Origin of the sequence: Glaciimonas immobilis, from assembly GCF_011947285.1 — a bacterium.
Classification (GTDB): Bacteria; Pseudomonadota; Gammaproteobacteria; order Burkholderiales; family Burkholderiaceae_D; genus Glaciimonas; species Glaciimonas immobilis.
In genome coordinates, this window is sequence record NZ_JAAOZT010000003.1 from 36,819 (window position 1) to 54,868 (window position 18,050).

19 protein-coding genes are annotated in these 18,050 nt (G+C 50.4%); 3 read left to right on the forward strand and 16 right to left on the reverse strand.

From position 1 onward, the window contains the following. Window positions 1-6 precede the first annotated feature (6 nt). The 5 genes from HAV38_RS06585 to petA form a co-directional block, all read right to left on the reverse strand. A complete protein-coding gene (locus HAV38_RS06585) occupies window positions 7-516 on the reverse strand; it encodes a ClpXP protease specificity-enhancing factor (RefSeq protein WP_168053695.1) in 510 nt (169 codons plus the stop codon). Window positions 517-833: 317 nt separating this feature from the next. Next, on the reverse strand, window positions 834-1,445 hold the full coding sequence (locus tag HAV38_RS06590) for a glutathione S-transferase N-terminal domain-containing protein (RefSeq protein WP_168053697.1): 612 nt from the start codon (window positions 1,443-1,445) through the stop codon (window positions 834-836). Between the two features lie 84 nt (window positions 1,446-1,529). After that, window positions 1,530-2,294, reverse strand: coding sequence for a cytochrome c1 (locus HAV38_RS06595; protein WP_168053699.1), 765 nt, complete (start codon window positions 2,292-2,294; stop codon window positions 1,530-1,532). 19 nt (window positions 2,295-2,313) lie between these two features. Further along, window positions 2,314-3,720 (reverse strand): cytochrome b, encoded by a 1,407-nt coding sequence (locus tag HAV38_RS06600; RefSeq protein ID WP_168054180.1) that lies wholly within the window; start codon window positions 3,718-3,720, stop codon window positions 2,314-2,316. Beyond that, window positions 3,720-4,340 carry a ubiquinol-cytochrome c reductase iron-sulfur subunit gene (gene petA, locus HAV38_RS06605; protein ID WP_168053701.1) on the reverse strand — a complete coding sequence of 207 codons (621 nt, stop codon included), beginning with the start codon at window positions 4,338-4,340 and terminating at the stop codon, window positions 3,720-3,722. Before petA ends, HAV38_RS06600 begins: the two co-directional genes overlap by 1 nt. A gap of 312 nt (window positions 4,341-4,652) precedes the next feature. Here petA and mscL point away from each other — a divergent pair, with 312 nt between their 5' ends. The 3 genes from mscL to HAV38_RS06620 all read left to right on the forward strand — a co-directional run bounded on the left by mscL (window position 4,653) and on the right by HAV38_RS06620 (window position 6,700). Next, complete coding sequence (gene mscL, locus HAV38_RS06610) at window positions 4,653-5,057, forward strand: large conductance mechanosensitive channel protein MscL (protein ID WP_168053703.1); 405 nt, start codon at window positions 4,653-4,655, stop codon at window positions 5,055-5,057. 333 nt (window positions 5,058-5,390) lie between these two features. Beyond that, window positions 5,391-5,978 (forward strand): RNA polymerase sigma factor, encoded by a 588-nt coding sequence (locus HAV38_RS06615; RefSeq protein ID WP_221313847.1) that lies wholly within the window; start codon window positions 5,391-5,393, stop codon window positions 5,976-5,978. Next, entirely contained in the window at window positions 5,975-6,700 is a 726-nt protein-coding gene (locus HAV38_RS06620; protein WP_168053705.1) for an anti-sigma factor, read from the forward strand. The genes HAV38_RS06615 and HAV38_RS06620 overlap by 4 nt, the downstream gene beginning before the upstream one ends. A gap of 87 nt (window positions 6,701-6,787) precedes the next feature. Here the strand turns inward: HAV38_RS06620 and HAV38_RS06625 are convergent, their stop codons facing one another. The 11 genes from HAV38_RS06625 to HAV38_RS06680 form a co-directional block, all read right to left on the reverse strand. After that, window positions 6,788-7,951: a phospholipase D-like domain-containing protein gene (locus tag HAV38_RS06625; RefSeq protein WP_168053707.1), complete on the reverse strand. Its 1,164-nt coding sequence runs from the start codon at window positions 7,949-7,951 to the stop codon at window positions 6,788-6,790. 183 nt (window positions 7,952-8,134) lie between these two features. Beyond that, window positions 8,135-8,953 carry an endonuclease/exonuclease/phosphatase family protein gene (locus tag HAV38_RS06630; protein WP_168053709.1) on the reverse strand — a complete coding sequence of 273 codons (819 nt, stop codon included), beginning with the start codon at window positions 8,951-8,953 and terminating at the stop codon, window positions 8,135-8,137. A gap of 123 nt (window positions 8,954-9,076) precedes the next feature. Then, window positions 9,077-9,532 (reverse strand): dihydroneopterin triphosphate diphosphatase, encoded by a 456-nt coding sequence (gene nudB / locus HAV38_RS06635; protein WP_168053711.1) that lies wholly within the window; start codon window positions 9,530-9,532, stop codon window positions 9,077-9,079. A gap of 262 nt (window positions 9,533-9,794) precedes the next feature. Then, complete coding sequence (gene aspS, locus HAV38_RS06640; RefSeq protein WP_168053713.1) at window positions 9,795-11,600, reverse strand: aspartate--tRNA ligase; 1,806 nt, start codon at window positions 11,598-11,600, stop codon at window positions 9,795-9,797. Between the two features lie 159 nt (window positions 11,601-11,759). Further along, the gene (locus tag HAV38_RS06645; protein ID WP_168053715.1) at window positions 11,760-12,383 is read right to left on the reverse strand and encodes a DUF502 domain-containing protein; all 624 of its coding nucleotides are present in this window, start codon (window positions 12,381-12,383) and stop codon (window positions 11,760-11,762) included. 79 nt (window positions 12,384-12,462) lie between these two features. Next, window positions 12,463-12,852: an FmdB family zinc ribbon protein gene (locus HAV38_RS06650; RefSeq protein ID WP_168053717.1), complete on the reverse strand. Its 390-nt coding sequence runs from the start codon at window positions 12,850-12,852 to the stop codon at window positions 12,463-12,465. A gap of 203 nt (window positions 12,853-13,055) precedes the next feature. After that, the gene (locus HAV38_RS06655; protein WP_168053719.1) at window positions 13,056-14,135 is read right to left on the reverse strand and encodes an ABC transporter substrate-binding protein; all 1,080 of its coding nucleotides are present in this window, start codon (window positions 14,133-14,135) and stop codon (window positions 13,056-13,058) included. A gap of 88 nt (window positions 14,136-14,223) precedes the next feature. After that, window positions 14,224-15,036, reverse strand: coding sequence for an ABC transporter permease (locus HAV38_RS06660; protein WP_245182241.1), 813 nt, complete (start codon window positions 15,034-15,036; stop codon window positions 14,224-14,226). A gap of 25 nt (window positions 15,037-15,061) precedes the next feature. Next, window positions 15,062-16,006, reverse strand: coding sequence for an ABC transporter permease (locus tag HAV38_RS06665; RefSeq protein WP_168053721.1), 945 nt, complete (start codon window positions 16,004-16,006; stop codon window positions 15,062-15,064). Continuing rightward, window positions 15,999-17,216, reverse strand: a complete 1,218-nt coding sequence (locus tag HAV38_RS21855; protein WP_245182243.1) for an ABC transporter ATP-binding protein — start codon at window positions 17,214-17,216, stop codon at window positions 15,999-16,001. The genes HAV38_RS06665 and HAV38_RS21855 overlap by 8 nt, the downstream gene beginning before the upstream one ends. A gap of 64 nt (window positions 17,217-17,280) precedes the next feature. Then, the gene (locus HAV38_RS06680) at window positions 17,281-17,922 is read right to left on the reverse strand and encodes a methyltransferase domain-containing protein (RefSeq protein ID WP_168053723.1); all 642 of its coding nucleotides are present in this window, start codon (window positions 17,920-17,922) and stop codon (window positions 17,281-17,283) included. Window positions 17,923-18,050 lie beyond the last annotated feature (128 nt).

Genomic DNA, 18,050 nt, shown 5'->3' on the forward strand with positions numbered 1-18,050 from the left:
TATACATTACTTAATTCGAGTTAGGGTGGGTCTTCCACCTTTTTTTGGTGGTTCAGGATCTTTTTCTGGATCCGCACCATTTGCGTTCTCAGGTGTGCTTGTGCCTGGCGATGGGACCGAGGTCAATGTCGGTACGCTGGATATTGGTGATGCCTTGCCAGGCGCGCTGTGCATAGCTGCGTCGGCAGATTTCCCATCCGTTGGTATGGCAACTTCAAATGCCATGCCCTGCCCGTTTTCACGTGCGTAGATGGCTATGACGTTTTCTACGGGAACCGATATTTCACGGGAGACCCCGCCGAAGCGCGCGCTGAAATTGACAAATTGGTTGTCCATTTTCAGGCTGCTGGTAGCTTCAAAGCTGATGTTCAGAACGATCTCGCCATTTTTCACGAACTGCTGTGGTACACGCGTGTTGGCATCTACCTTGGCTGCGAGGTGGGGAGTGAAGCCGTTGTCGGTACACCATTCGTAAATGGCGCGTAGCAAGTAGGGCTTAGTAGAGGTTTCGGACATTATCGATGCGAAAGAGGTGCTAATGTGAGCATGAAATTTGGTGTATGCGGTCAACCAAATGTACGGGTTGCAATATAGCGCAACGCTACGGTAATACAGTTACAAAACAGCCGAGATGCAGTTGCAATACTTCGATAAGACAATTTACTGCAGACAAATTACGGACACTTAGCACGATAAAAATGCCCCGTGCCAGTTACAGGGAAGCGACAGAGCTTCCCAATACATCCGATATAGATCCCGCAGTCGCGGCGTTGGTGGCAACCCCGCGACTGCGTAATATAACCTATTTTAACAGGCTATTAAAACGTGATCGATTAACGACGCATGACCTTTTCTGAAGGGGTCAATGCTTCGATGTAAGCGGGACGCGAAAAGATGCGCTCTGCGTACTTCATCAAAGGTGCAGCAGTCTTCGATAACTCGATACCGTAGTGATCCAGACGCCATAGCAATGGCGCAATGGCGACGTCCAGCATCGAGAACTCATCACCCAGCATGTATTTATTTTTTAAAAACAAAGGCGCCAACGTCGTGAGTCGATCACGTATTTCTGCGCGTGCGACTTGATGAATTTTTTCTGCGCCTTTAGTTTTTTCGTTTTCGAGAACGTGCACGTGAACGAACAGTTCTTTTTCAAAATTGAAAAGCATCAGACGTGCACGTGCGCGCATCAACGGATCTGCCGGCATCAGTTGCGGATGGGGAAAACGCTCATCAATGTATTCATTGATAATATTGGACTCATACAAAATCAGATCGCGCTCAACCAGAATAGGCACTTGGCCATAGGGATTCATGGTCGAGATATCTTCCGGCTTGTTGAATAAATCAACATCGCGGATCTCAAAGTCCATGCCTTTCTCGAACAAAACGAGACGGCAGCGTTGCGAAAATGGGCAGGTTGTACCTGAATAGAGAACCATCATTTTTATAGTTCCTTAAAAACAAAGGGGTGAGGCGCGATACGGCTCACCCGAAAACGCATGCCCGCAAAATCGCGAGCATGTATGTTATTTCACTTCTTTCCAGTACGACGCGTTCAAACGCCAAGCCAGAACGAAGAATAATCCCAGGAATAGTAGAACCCATACCCCAAGACGCTTGCGCGTTTCCTGGGAAGGCTCACCCATCCATTCAAGGTATGACACCAGGTTGGCAACTGCAACGTCATATTCTAAACGGGACAGTTTTCCTGGGGTGACTTGTTCGAATTTTAAAAATTTATGCTCGATCTTGCCTGCTTCTTCTGGATCCTTAATATCTTCATACTTGGCAGTACGAACACCTTCCAGCTCCCACAACACATGCGGCATCCCTACGTTCGGAAATACCATATTGTTCCAGCCGGTTGGACGGGTGTCGTCCTTATAAAACGTACGCAGATAGGTATATAACCAGTCAGGACCGGAACCTGCTTCAGATGCTTTGGCGCGCGCAATCACCGACAAATCCGGTGGTGCAGCGCCAAACCATTCTTTGGCGTCCTTGGGCGACATCGCGACATGCATCAAATCACCGACTTTATCGCTTGTAAACAATAGGTTGGCTTTGATCTGATCTTCCGTCAAGCCGATATCGCGCAGGCGGTTATAACGCATCGACGCTGCGGAGTGGCAGTTCAGGCAGTAATTCACAAATAGCTTGGCACCACTTTGCAAAGCCGACATGTCTTTGGTGCGATCCGGGGCCTTATCGAGCGGATAGCCACCTTCGCTAGCAAAAGCCAGCGCTGGCAGTAGCACAAGAGTCGCAAGCAAACTTTTTAGCAATTTCATGTAATGTCCTCTTCGCGGCTTAATGCGGATGATAAGTAACGCGAGCAGGCACTTGCTTGAATGTGCCCATTGCGCTCCACCATGGCATCAACAAGAAGAAGCCAAAGTAAATGAAAGTACATACCTTGGACACGACGCCACCTAAAGCCGATGGCGGTTGTACACCAAGATATCCGAGGATTACAAAAGTAATCCCGAACAGGATGTAGACGTATTTGTGCCAGTCAGGACGATATCGAATCGATCTGACTTTGGAATGATCAAGCCATGGCAAGCCTGCCAGGATAATGACCGAAACGCCCATCATCACTACTCCGAAGAACTTCGCATCAAACACGAACATCGCTGCAATAACGACCAGACCAATTACCGTAGCGGCCAGCTTGACCATCGCGGAAAGATTCGACTTCAACCATAGCAATGCGACAAAAGCAGCGACGCCCGCTTGCAGATAGATAATAAAGTCAGATGTCACAGCACGCAAAATCGAATAGTACGGTGTGAAGTACCAGACCGGCGCAATATGCGGAGGCGTTTTGAGCGAATCGGCAGGCACGAAATTATTGTATTCAAGGAAGTAGCCTCCCATTTCCGGGCCGAAGAATACCACAGCGCTAAATACGATCAGGAACACTGCAACTGCCATCACGTCATGGACAGAGTAAAAAGGATGGAAAGGGATACCATCTAACGGTACGCCATTGGCGTCGACTGTGTCCTTGATTTCCACGCCGTCCGGATTGTTGGAGCCGACTTCGTGCAGAGCAATGATATGCGCGACCACGAGGCCGATCAATACCAGAGGAATAGCCACCACGTGGAACGCAAAGAAGCGATTTAATGTTGCGTCAGACACAACATAGTCACCGCGAATCCATAGCGACAGATCAGGACCGATGAAAGGAATCGCGCCAAAAAGGTTGACGATAACTTGCGCGCCCCAATATGACATTTGGCCCCATGGCAACAAATAACCCATGAACGCCTCGCCCATCAGGCACAGGAAAATACCGACGCCGAACAACCAGACCAGTTCCCGCGGCTTACGATATGAACCATAGAGGAGACCCCTGACCATATGAAGATAAACGACGATGAAAAATGCTGATGCGCCGGTCGAGTGCATGTAGCGCACCAGCCAACCCCAAGGCACATCACGCATAATGTATTCAACCGAAGCAAATGCCAGCGTAGCCTCTGGTTTGTAATGCATCACCAGAAAAATCCCGGTAACGATTTGAATCACCAAAACCAGCAAAGCGAGCGAACCGAAGGCGTACCAGAAGTTAAAGTTCTTCGGTGCGTAATATTCGGACAGATGCGCCTTATAGGTGGATGTCAGAGGAAAACGTGCATCGACCCAGTTCAGCGCTTTTTCAGCAATCGGCGCGTTGGCCGGTAGCTTTTTTTCGTGGAATGCCATGATTAAGCCTCACCTTTCTCGTCTTTACCAATCAGAATCCGAGTATCCGACAAATACATATGCCGCGGCACATCCAGATTGTTTGGCGCAGGCTTATTCTTAAATACACGGCCAGCCAAATCGAAAGTCGAGCCATGGCATGGACATAAAAAACCGCCCTCCCAATCGTCGGGCAACGAAGGCTGCGCACCTGGCGTAAACTTGGACGATGGCGAGCAACCCAGATGCGGGCAAATCCCCACCAGCACCAAGGTCGATTCATGACCAGCGTGACCACGATTGTTCGCTTTGTTCTTGCAATAGTCAGGAAGGTCCATTGTGTATGGCTTGAGCGACTCCGGATCGGCGACTTCAGAAGCTGTTTGCTCCAGTCCCTTCATTTGCTCCGGTGTACGTTTCATGATCCAGACTGGCTTCCCGCGCCATTCAAAGACTTTCATCTCTCCTGGATTAATTCCAGAAATATCCACCTCAACGGGCGCTCCCGCAGCTTTTGCACGCTCCGATGGCTGGAAGGTAGACACAAAGGCCCCCGCTGTGGCCAAACCAGCCACACCACCCGCCGCACATGTAGCGACGAGCAAACCACGCCGACCTGAATCGACCTGCTTTTCGATACTCATACCAACCCCAATCAGTCAAAATACGAAACCTGCGTGAAACTTCTAGCAACCCTCGATTATAACGAAGCTGCACGCTGTTTTAAAGGAAATAGATACTTTGGTACTTAAATTCACGGAACTTTTTTTGTATGCCCGTTGAAATCGGCACATTCGATCATTTTTCTTTATCGTGGGCATGAATTTACCGCAAGATATTGTTTAAAGAATAAAAAATTATATTTATTCAACACTTTTATCAACCTTGTTTAACCCTTTTGAAGAGCGCCCAGTATAAAATAACTTTTTAATGCAAAATTATCTATAGGAAACCTCATGAGCATGCTGGGTGAATTTAAGGCGTTTGCAGTCAAAGGTAATGTCGTTGACCTCGCCGTAGGTGTGATTATTGGGGCAGCATTTGGGAAGATTGTCGACTCGCTTGTACAAGACATCATCATGCCCATCATAGGCAAAATCGTTGGTGGGCTTGATTTCTCTAATTATTACGTCGCCCTAAACGGTCAACCTGCAAGCATGACGCTGCTAGAAGCAAAAAAAGCCGGTGCAGTTTTGGCTTACGGCAATTTTCTGACTATTTTGCTCAATTTTATTATATTAGCCTTCATTATTTTCCAGATGGTGCGTTTGGTGAATAAGGTCAGAACTGCTGCCGCCCCTGCTGCGGATCCTGAAACCACCATTTTATTGCGGGAAATTCGCGACTCGCTAAAAAAATAATCGCGATCATGCACCCCGCACGGCTCTGTCATTTGGGCTCCTTCTTTTATTTATCAACAAAGTCAACATTACATCGCTCCCCTTCCATTTAAGCCTGTTTCGATGGCTGGCGTACGGTCTGAATGTCGTGTCATTAGGCGAAAACAGACGGGATCCAAAAAAGCCGAGTAAAAAGTTGCCATCCGGACAAGCCTAAGCTAATCTGTTCGCCTAAGTGCTTGTCTATCACAAGCGTTAATTGCCCTGCTCCTTAACCGTTACCCCTGACTGCAGGCGTACGTCGGGATATAAAGCAAACGCTGAATCACCCAATATCTTGCGAAGGAAATCAAATTGTCTTCCACTGACCTACAACCGGCTCAATTGAAAACCTGGCTTGCCGCCGTTGCTCAAAAGGATGCGAGTGCCTTTCGATCGCTCTACGATGCAACATCGCCGAAACTGTTTGGCTTTGCGCTGCGTATATTAGTTAAGCGAGAAGCCGCGGAAGAGGTCTTACAGGAAAGCTTCATCAACATCTGGAATAGTGCCAGCAGTTATCAAGCAAGTCTGGCTGCGCCGATGACCTGGATGACAACAATCGTACGCAACAAAGCTTTTGACATTCTACGTCGCACCGATCACGACGTAGAGATTGACGCGGACACATTCGACAAGGAGGTAATAACCGCCATGGAAAGCGCTGACCCGACACCACTGGAAGCGCTAGAAATGAGCGCCGATTCAAAGGCACTTGCACACTGTTTGGCGCGCCTTGAGGGGCTACATCGGCAGGCAATAGCATTATCTTTTTACCATGACCTCTCTCATAGCGAGGTTGCAGACCAAATGAAGCTCCCCATCGGGACCATAAAAACCTGGATCCGGCGAGGACTAGAGCGTTTACGGACCTGCCTCGGCAAGCTGGAGCAAAATCAATGAACATTCTTAAAAACCAGGCATTATTAGAGAAGTTAGCAGCAGAGTACGTGCTTGGCACATTGCGCGGCAGAGCACGGCACCGCTTCGAAAGTTATATGGTGGATAGCGCCGCTTTGCGTCTGATGGTCGCGGAATGGCAAGATCGTTTACACCCGATGGCAGAACTTGCGCCTGCCGCAAAGCCATCGACCGGCGTCTGGCTTACGATTGAAAAACGCCTCGGCTTGCAAATCCTGGCTGTGCGACAACGCAAAGCATCGTTCTGGCTTTCCTTACGGGAGGACTTGAGTTTCTGGCGTGGACTGGGTCTGGTATCGACCACAGCGGCACTGATTTTGGTATCGTTATTGTTGACGAAACAATTAGCACCGCTTCCTGTCGCGCCAGTTACGTCGTATGTTGCAATGTTAAGCGATGACAAGGGGACGCCGATCGCAGTGGCAACAGCCGCACAAAATGGTCAATTGGTCGTAAAAGTTATCGCACCGCAATCGGTAGCGGCCAATAAGAGTCTCGAATTATGGGCGGTTCCAAAGGAAGGGCCACCACGTTCACTGGGCTTAGTTGCCGCAAACGGCAGTGTGACGTTACCTTTACCGCCTAATGCGACGCCGCAGTCGATCCCGCTATTGGCTGTAACGCTAGAACCAAAGGGCGGCTCTCCTAATCCGAATGGACCAACCGGGCCAATTATATTTAAGGGAGCATGGGTACAAATTTAGGTAACAAGTCTAGATGACTGGTTAAAACGGCGCCTCTGTTGATGCGCCGTTTTTTTGGTGTGAACCGAACCCGCCGGAGAGCATGACTTACTTTCCGTTGCCCATGGTGATGAGGCTCATGGCAAAACGATAGATCAAAAATGCCGATCCATGCCAAAAACGGCGATGCCAGGCGATGCTCTCAAATTCCGCCAAGTGCACTTCCACGCCATCGACAATCCCGGCCTCAATTTTTTCTCGCAGCGTTCTGGTAAACTCAATGTCGCGGATAACCACGTTCGCCTCCTGATTAACCAGGAGGCTCAGACCATCATAGTTGCTGGACCCAACGGTGGCCCAGTCATCGTCTATTACTGCGACTTTGGCATGCAGCTCGGTCTTCCGATATTCAACGATACGAATTCCCGCTTTCAAGAGCTTAGGATAATAGGAGTGTGTCACCGCGTCTTGCAACCGATAATGTCCGACCCCCAGCAGCAAAGTCACCTTGACGCCACGTTGCGCCGCCACGACCAGCGCCATACGCAATTTATGGCCCGGCGCAAAATAAGGATTTGCCAATAACGCGCTATCACGCGCATGTCCCAGCGCCTGCATATAAGCGCGTTGTATCGTGCGGCGATTACGCAGGTTGTCGCGGATAACCAATCCAGCTAGCGCTGGCGCATGGGCGGTAGGACTGATTTTGACACGCGTGCGGCGGAACTCTTCCCAGCGTGCACGCAATTTCATTCCGCCCATGCGCAACCATTGCGCCTCAACCTCTGCATGCACACTAAACACCAGAGGCCCCACTATCCGCACAGCAAAATCCCAGCGCGGCGCACTTAAAGGCAAGTGCCGAGAGTCGTCAGTAAACATATCGTCATTAATGTTGATCCCACCCACGAACGCTATCTGCCTGTCAATCACACATAATTTGCGGTGGGTCCGGACCACGCCGCGGCGAAACCACGGATTAAAAACCCGATGCTGAATCGGCGTATGAAGAAACTCTTCTTCTAAAAAAGTGCTATGCGCGCGCCCCGTGCCGATCCAGTCGGTAATAACCCTGACCGCGACGCCGCGCCGGGCCGCGTCCATCAACGCGACTTTAACCCGTTGCGCTGTGTCGTCGGCCGCAAAAATATAGGTCTCAAGAAAGATCTCATGCTGCGCGGCATCGATAGCACCGATTAAGGCAGGAAAGAATTCTGTACCACTTTGTAAAAGATCGATGTGATTATCAGCACTAAAATTTACTGTCAGCATAGCGCTAAGTTAACCGAGCACAGTGGGAAGTAGTCATGAGGGGCATGATGGTCATGATTATTGGGGAGAGGCCGGTTAAAGGTGGGACTGCATAATAGTTACCGCAAATTACCGTTAGACGGCAGAGCAGTATTGCATTGCTATGCAATCGGCATCAGGGGTGCTGACGCTTCCAGCAAAGCACTATTTCAACTGCAAGGTAGCCACAATCGGCGCATGATCGGATAACTTGGCCCAGGCGGGTCCATGCAACACCTCCGCCGAGTCAACTGTAAATCCACGCAGATAAATACGGTCTAGCCGTAACCAGGGCAATGCAGCGGGAAATGTTCGGGCCGGTTTAATCTTGGGTGATGAAGCCCCCTTAAGCAACTGTTCACGTCCCATCAGCTTGCGCAAATAATAGCCAAGTCCATGGGCACCTATGCGCTCGTCGAAAATTTCCGCGACATCCAAACGCATCCGTAGCAACTCGCTTAACCGATTGCCCCAGTCGTTAAAATCGCCGGCAATGATCAGGGGCGCCTCGGGTGGCGAAGAACTACGCACGGCCTCAATCAATGCGGCGGTCTGACGACGACGTCCGCCACCAAACAAACCCAGATGAACGACATAACAGTGCACGTCGGCCTCCGGCGTTTTTAAGACGCAATGGAGGATACCGCGTGCTTCATAGGAGTGATCGGACACGTCCTGATTGGTTTGCGAAGCGATGGCAAAACGACTTAATAAGGCATTACCATGGTGCCCATGATCGTACACCGCGTTCATGCCGTAGGCAGCGTGGTGCGAATCGCCTGCCAAAAAATCCTGCTGCGACTGTTCCGGCCAATGCGCTGCGTGGCGCGCTGCCATTAAATCGTGACGCCCCTGCACTTCTTGCAGAAAAAAAACGTCCGCTTCCATTTGCGCCAATGCCTGCTTCAGCGCATGCACGCGCGGGCGACTACCGAAAGATGAGACGCCCTTGTGAATGTTATAAGTGGCAATGCGTATTTTCATGGCGTCCTTTCTGAAGAAGATGAAAGCTCCACCGCATCATCGATCAACAATACGATACATAGCAAAAGCAAAGAGCAGAGAAAAATTCAGCCCACGCAAACCGCTTACCCAAGCCGATTTCACTTAACCAAGATAATGGGGAAGATGCAATATAGCCTCTGCATTTGACGGTGAAAAACATAAATCTGCGGCGGCCCGGTGAGGCATCCAGCGATATTCAACATGCTCTCGCGGTGACAATACTATGCGAATATCGGCCGGCACCTGAAGGCTGAATACATGCTCGGTATTGGTCGTGACGCCCGGCGCATAGCGATGCCGCCACATCGGGTAGATTTCATACACGTTAGAAAGATGCCAGTCACGTAATTGTGGCGATGGTACGAGATCAGACCCGACGATGATGCCCGTCTCTTCCGCGACTTCCCGGATGGCGGTCTGTAACGGAGTTTCCGCTAACGTGTCTTTGGACCCGGTAACCGATTGCCAAAAATCAACTTTATCGGCCCGTGAAATCATTAAGACTTGCAGATCTACGGTATGGATGACAACAAGAACTGATTCGGGAATTTTATTCATGCACACAATAAAAAAATACCATTATTAGGAGCCAACCTGTCAGCGTGATCTTGAAATACACACCTTTTGTGTCGCACAAAACTGAACGCTAAGGTGATCGACGCGCAAGAACAATGGCATAGCTTGCCATTACCGCGTATAAACGCGACGGCTTCCTCAACTATAAACCGATTTCGCCGAGCCATAAAAAAAGCGCGGGAAAACCGCGCTTTTTAATTGTTTACCGCGACATCAAAGGATCTCCTGCATCGTCAATCAGCTGCTAAGAAACCACTTTTGCTTCTGGTGCACGCAGACGGATATGAAGTTCTTTCAATTGCTTTTCTTCGACGGCCGATGGTGCCTGCGTCAGCAAACACTGCGCACGCTGGGTTTTAGGGAAAGCGATCACATCGCGAATCGACTCAGCACCCGTCATCATCGTAACGATCCGATCCAGACCGAAAGCTAGTCCACCGTGCGGCGGCGCGCCGTACTGCAAAGCGTCGAGCAAGAAACCGAATTTTAGTTGCGCTTCTTCGGCATCGATTTTTAGTGCGCGGAATACTTTACTTTGCACTTCGGCACGATGGATACGGATTGACCCGCCGCCCAGCTCCCAACCGTTAAGGACCATATCGTAGGCTTTAGCGATGCACTTGCCCGGATCGGTCTCGAGATAGTCTTCATGACCATCTTTGGGCGCGGTAAACGGATGATGACAGGCGCTCCAACGGTCGCCGGCTTCATCGTATTCAAACATCGGGAAGTCGACGACCCACAATGGACGCCATGTATCATCGAACAAGCCGACCTTTTTACCGAACTCACTATGACCGATCTTGACCCGCAATGCACCGATAGCGTCATTGACGATCTTGGCCTTATCTGCACCAAAGAAAATCAGATCGCCGTCTTCCGCACCGGTTTGAACAAGGATCTGGGTCAATGCTGCGTCATGCAAATTTTTGACAATCGGCGACTGCAGGCCGTCACGACCCTTGGCTTTTTCATTTACCTTGATGTAAGCCAGACCGCGTGCGCCATAAATAGCAACAAATTGCGTGTAAGCATCAATTTCTGAACGCGGCATCGCTGCGCCACCCGGAACACGCAGTCCTACTACGCGGCCGTTTTCCATATTTGCGGCGCCTGCAAACACCTTGAAATCCACGTCTTTCATGACTTCGGTCAGGTCTGTAAATTCCAGCTTTACACGCATGTCCGGTTTATCAGATCCGTACAGCGCCATCGCGGTCGCAAAGTCCATGACGGGGAACGGGTTTGGCAAGTCAATGTCGAGAGCGTTCTTGAATACCAGACGAATCATGCCTTCAAACATGTCGCGAATTTCTTGCTCGGACATGAACGATGTTTCGCAATCAATTTGCGTAAATTCTGGCTGACGATCAGCGCGCAAATCTTCATCGCGAAAGCATTTTACGATTTGATAATAGCGGTCAAAGTTGGCTACCATCAACAACTGTTTGAACAGTTGCGGCGATTGCGGCAGCGCGAAAAAATGTCCTGCGTTAACGCGGGACGGGACCAGATAGTCGCGCGCGCCTTCCGGGGTCGACTTGGTCAACATCGGGGTTTCGATATCGATAAAGCCGTTAGCATCCAGAAATTTGCGTACTTCCATCGTTACCTTGTAACGCAAACGCAAATTGTTTTGCATTTGCGGACGGCGCAAATCCAGCACGCGATGGGTCAGACGCGTGGTCTCCGACAGATTGTCATCATCGAGCTGAAACGGCGGCGTCACGGATGCATTCAGCACTTCCAGCGTGTGAGCCAGCACTTCAATCTTGCCTGAATTCAGGTTATTGTTAACAGTACCATCGGGGCGATTACGAACCACACCGGTGATCCGCAGACAGAATTCGTTGCGGACGACTTCTGCGTTTTTAAAAACTTCAGCCTCTTCTGGATTGCACACAATCTGCACCAGACCTTCGCGATCACGTAAGTCGATAAAAATCACGCCGCCATGGTCGCGACGCCGATGTACCCAGCCGCACAGGCTGACGGTCTGATCAAGAAGTGCCTCAGTGGTGAGGCCGCAATAGTGGGTTCGCATGGACATAGTCAATTCTTCCGAAGTTCAGGTGTTAAGTTCAATGTTATTGAGAACGGTTATAAAAAACACCGTTTTACATACTTGGCGATTGCGCGGGTATCAACTGGTTCGAGCGATCGGGCCGGATCGACCCGCATAGCGCAAATTAAGTACGCGGCTTGCAATCTATACAGCGTCGCCAATGCGTTTTTTGTCCACATGCTCCGGCGGTGAAACGACGCCCATCGAGATGATGTATTTCAGTGCTTCGTCAACGCTCATATTCAGCTCAACTGTATCCGCGCGCGGCACCATCAGAAAAAACCCAGAAGTTGGATTCGGCGTCGTCGGAATATAAACACTGACATAATCGCCTTGCAAATGATTTTTCACATCACCGCCGGGAATACCCGTTAAAAAAGCGATCGTCCACGATCCTTTACGCGGGTATTCTACCAACAATGCCTTACGGAAAGCATTTCCGGAGGTTGAAAATAGGGTGTCCGAGACTTGCTTGACGCTGGAGTATATCGAATTAACTACTGGAATCCGCGTCAATATCGCCTCCCATAACGCCACCACCTGCCGACCGATAAAGTTGTGCGTCGCTAAGCCTGTAAAAAATATGATCAACAGCGTCAGGATCGTGCCGAGACCGGGAATATTAAAACCGATCAATGCCTTGGGACGCCAGTCTGCCGGAAGGAACAATAGAGACTGATCCATCGTTCCAATAATCAGATTCAGTACCCACAGCGTAATCGCCAGTGGCACCAAAACCAGTAATCCGGTTATGAAATATTTGCGCATGATTTTCTTTAACGGGCCCAACCCCCCCACTGGCGGGCTGACCCAAGACTGTTTAGATAACGTGCTTAACGCAGTGCTGTCAGGTTGCTGCGGAAGACGGTGTTTTGGATGCGATTGCGGGTGCGCTCTCGCTTTTATTTACGGCGGCCGGTGCAGCGGTCACCCCGGCTGCGCCATTTGCTGGTGCAGTGGCCCCGGTAGCCGGGGCGGGAGTTGAACTTTCGGTGGAGGAAGAAGAGGAAGACCCCTCGTCTCCCGCGCTCGCCGCTGCTTTACCAGTCGCTGCTCCCCCACGAAAATCGGTGACATACCAACCGGTTCCCTTAAGCTGAAACCCAGCAGCGGTCACTTGTTTCTTGAACGACTCTTGGTGGCAAGTCGGGCAAATAGTTAGTTGCTCATCCGACATTTTTTGCAGTACATCTTTAGCAAAACCACAAGCTTCGCAGCGATAGGCATAAATTGGCATGGTAAATTTCCGCGAAAAGCGTATAAAACCCTGAATTATAAAGGTTTTTCCACAATCCACACCTTAACGCTGCGACAGTCAAAAATTGATACAAAAATTTGAATGCCCGAATTGGCCACCCTCGCGCTCAATGCTGGTACAGAGCCGTAAAAATAACTGCCCCAAACCTACAAAATGATGTCCTCAGGTGATCAAGCCGCACCTCAACGCGCTCTAATTTCGGTCCACAAACGATTTAACGTCCGACGTTGCTTACCATTAAGATCCTTCAGCATTTCCAGTTTGCTGACTACGTTTTTCGGCGGAAATATTGCAGGATTGCTGGCAATCTCTGGCTTGATGTATTGGGCTGCGTCGGCATTCGGATTGCCGGTTCCGATCAAATTAGTCAATTCGGCGGCGTTCTTGCCTTCCATCATGAAGTTCATAAATTTCAGGGCAAGATCAGGGCGCGGTGCATCCTTATGAATCACCATGCTGTCCAGCGCTAGCACCGCTCCCTCTTTTGGCAAAGCTGCCCGGATCCGGAATTTGCGAGCAGCCTTCTGCGCATCAACATCTGCCTGAAAAATATCACTGGAATAACCGTGAACCACCCAGACATTGCCAACCGTCAGCTCTTTGATATAACTGGTGCCGTTAAACGCCGCCCAAAATGGTTTGGCGCGCAAGATGACGTTTTTCGCCTCCTCCCAATGCTTCTCATCGGTGTCATTGGCAGAGTAACCGCGGTATTTCAGTGCCGCTGCGATCAATTCGTTGGCAGAATCCAGTACGGTGACTTTACCTTTGATCTTGGCCAGGATCGCAGGATCAAAAATTGTCGCCCAACTATCTACCGGGATTCCGAGTTCTTTAATTTTTTGCTCGTTATAACCTAATAAGGTAACGGTGTAGGCATACGGAACTGAGTATTGATTACCCTTATCAAATGCCGTATTGAGGTACGTCGGATGAATGTTTTTCAGGTTCGGCAGTTGCGCCTTGTCCAGCGGTTTTAAAGCTTTTTGCTGGATAAGAGCGTCTAACGCGTTGCCCGTGGGCACAATAATGTCGTAGCCTTTGGCACCCGCCGCCAACTTCGCCAGCATTTCTTCATTGTCGCCATAATAGGTTTGTATAACTTTGCATTGGCAAAAGGCTTCAAAGCGCTGCACTGTTTCCGGCGCGATGTAGTTATTCCAGTTATACAAATGCAACTCATCCGCAGCCTTGGCCGAGACCGTTGCTGTCCCTCCAGCAATACCCGCGACCAGCAATACTGCGGAAAACAAATTTTTCATGGCAATCCTTGATGATAAATTAGTTATGTAAAGATACATGACACCGTGCATAAATACACGATCAATGACTGGTATGAGCTATCGAATATTACGAAGGCGAGCGCAACGCGCTGGGCGCCAATTTTGAGGCAACCACAATGAGAAACAACGTCAACACCATTAATAGTGTGGATACAGCATTGACCTCTGGCGTGACCGCAATTTTAATCATCGAATAAATCTGCAGTGGCAAGGTCGAGGCGTTGGCCCCGGCGGTAAAAAAGGTAATGACAAAATCGTCAATCGACAGGGTAAATGCCATCAACGCACCCGCCAGTACGCCCGGCAGGATCAGCGGAAGCGTCACCAGACGGAATGCCTGTAGCGGCGTTGCGCCACAATCACGGGCAGCCTCGGTCAGGCTTTCATCCATCCCGGATAAGCGCGAACGCACCACGATGGCCACAAAACCAATACAAAACGCAATGTGCGCCAAAGTGATCGATACCAGTCCCAAAGTGATGTTGAGCATCACAAAGAACAGCAATAGCGAGACGCCAATCAGAATCTCGGGAATCGCAATCGGCGTCAGCACCAACAGTGGCAGTAATTTTAGCTTGTAACGATGCATCGCAAAACCGGCCATCGTGCCCAGTACGGTCGCTACGCTACTGGCGACGATGGCGATTATCAGCGAGTTGGCTGCAGCGTTCAACATTTCCGCATCGCTAAATAATTTGCGATACCAGTCAAAGGTGAAGCCGACCCATTCCGCATTTAGCTGCGAATCGTTAAAAGAGTACACCATCACGATAATCAGCGGGACATATAAAAAAGCATAAACCGCCACCGCTACGATCCACAGCGCGTAGGTCCGCTTATCCGTGCGACGGAAATCCATGCGACGTAAATTAGCCATCATTTTGTCTGGTTACCTTGTGGTTGCCTCATTTTTGCCTGCGCGGACGCGACACCAACACAGCCAGACCTGCGACCAGTAGCGCAGCGACCGTCAACACAATCGACAGCACACTGCCAAATGGCCAATCCCGAGTCTCTAGAAACTGTTGTTTGATAACATTGCCGATCATCATGCCACCCGTCCCGCCGAGTATATCCGACACCGCAAATATCCCCAGAGCAGGGATAAATACGAGCGCGGCGCCAGCATAGACGCCGGGTAGCGACAACGGAAAAGTAATTCGCCAAAACCGCTGCCAGGCCGTAGCACCCAAGTCTTGTGCGGCATCCAGCAGCGCGGAATCATGCTTCTCAAGATTGGCGTAGAGCGGTAACACCATAAACGGCAGGTGGACATAGACCAATCCAACGATGACGGAGAAGGCGGTGAATAACAAGGTCACCGGCTGCATCCCCAGCATTCCTAGCACTGCGTTTAGTCCGCGGGTCAACCCTGACTGCGGGCCTAAAATAATCATCCATGCATACACGCGGATTAAAAAGTTGCTCCAGAATGGCAATATCACCAGAAGGATCAGCAAATCCCGGTATTTTTTGGCGCTACGCGCAATCAGTATCGCGACCGGATAAGCCATGATCAGGCAACAAAAAGTAGTGATCAGCGCATACGTCAGCGATTTTAAAAAGATCGCTGTATAAATAAAATCAGAAGCAAAACGCGTATAGCTTTCAAAGGTCAGCGTGAGTTTACCTGCTGCATCAATAATCGGTTCCAACCCACCATAATCACCAGCGGTGCGGAACGATGCAAATACCATGATCAAACTGGGAATCGCGAAGAAGACGAGCAGATACAACAACGGAGGACCGCTAATCAGCCAGCGCGCCAATCGTCCAGTCGGCGATGAAGAGTGTAGCGAGGGCGATGGCTGGGCGACCTCACCAGAACTACTCTGAGCGCTCTCACGCATATAAAAAATGTCCCGCGTCAAAACTCCACGCCACTTCTACCGTATCGCCGACTTCAAAAAACTTGGCACGTCCCGCTGCGGAGTTTGCCAACAGGGCTTCGATCGTGGCGCCGCCTTCGGTTTGTACGATGTAGACCGTGACATCGCCCAGATATAGCAACTCCTTCACGTAGCCTTTGAAATGATTGTCTGCGCTATTCTCGCAAATGACAGCACTAATGCGGATTTTTTCGGGGCGCAGCGCCAATGTTCCCTTGCGACCAATCTCAGCATCGGGCGGTAAAGCTGCCGTTACGCGGCCCAATCCAGCAACCATTAGCGACATTTGGGGAGGGGTCTTTGGTGGCATCGTGGTCACCACATGCACCGCTAGCCCGCTGGTATTTTCACGCTCGGCGGTGTCGCTGGCCCCATTGGCCACAATGACTTCGCTCAATTCATTGCTCGCATCAAGCGCACCGATCGCACCGATCGCACCGATAGTGCCATCAAACAAATTACAGGTGCCGATAAAATCTGCAACGAATCGGGTCCGGGGATAACTATAGATGCGCGACGGCTCATCCAACTGCTCTACCTGACCGTGATTAAGTACGGCGATGCGGTGCGATAAAGCTAGTGCCTCGGTCTGGTCGTGCGTCACGTAGACAAACGTAATGCCAACTTCTTTTTGCAAATTGATGAGTTCAATCTGCATTTGTTCTCGCAGTTTTGCATCCATTGCCGAGAGCGGTTCGTCCAGCAACAGCAACTTGGGACGCGATACCAGCGCGCGCGCGACCGCAACGCGTTGCCTTTGCCCGCCCGATAATTCGTGCGGAAAGCGCGCACCAAAACCGATCAGGCGCACATCTTCCAACGCCTCGACAACCTTTTGTTTGATCTCGGGGGGCGACATTTTCGCCATCTTGAGCGGGAAGGCGATATTCCCCGCGACAGTCATGTGGGGAAATAGTGCGTAATTCTGAAATACGGTACACACCGGACGCTGCTCTGGAGGAATCCCGACCAAATCGACGCCATCCAGAATTATCTGCCCGGCATTCGGCAAATCGAAGCCGGCGATCATGCGTAGCAAAGTCGTTTTGCCACAACCGGACGGACCAAGGAGCGTGAAGAATTCGCCCGCCTCAATCGACAAACTGATGTTATTGACCGCGGTAAAATCCCCAAAACAGCGACTTACGTTACGAATTTCAAGCAAAGCCATGTCTTTTTAATCCGGAAAGCAAAACCGCAGATTGTAGCAAAATTACCCTTAATTTACGCGCATTTCAACGACGGCGGTGCCACACTTGCCAACGCTCCTTATCGGCGAACGCGGGAATCGAATCCATGACGGCCTGATCTTCGATCAACTCAAAATAGGGATGCAATAACCGTTCCAGCAGAGCACGGTCAATACCGAACGGCGGGCCTTTCGGACTATCACCAAAAAAGAAGAATCCTGCTAATGTTGCACCGGCAGGCAACAACGCTGCCCAGCGTTGAACCACATTCGGGCGCAATGCTGGCGGTAATGCACATAAAAATGCGCGTTCATAAATCAATCCCAAGGGATGATCCGGCACAAACGTGAAGAAGTCAGCTTGCTTTACCCGCGCGCCCCAAGACCCGAGCGCCATCTGCGCCGCGCGGACTGCCGCCTCAGAAAAGTCTATCGCCGTCACATCCCAGCCCGCGCTCGCCAAATAGGCGGCTTCATATCCGACGCCGCATCCCGGAATCAGCGTCACAACTGGCGCGGTGCGCAAGATGTAATTCTGCAAAGCCAGTGGCACCCCGCCTTTATCCCAGGGCGTAAAAGAATGCTCGAAGCGTTCGGTCCAGAAGTCAGAGGTGGAAGAATCCCGCGTCTTAAACGAAGGTATCGCCACGGACGATGGATTGGATTTCGGTATTGTAGGGTCTGTCATGCCGCATTAAGGTCCCGATGAGAGCAAAAATAACCCTGCTAATTGAAGAGGGAGAACTGTTAACTACCCTGTACTCGCCGCCGGTTTTTACCCGGTTAACTTTTATGCCTCACTTTATGCCTAACATC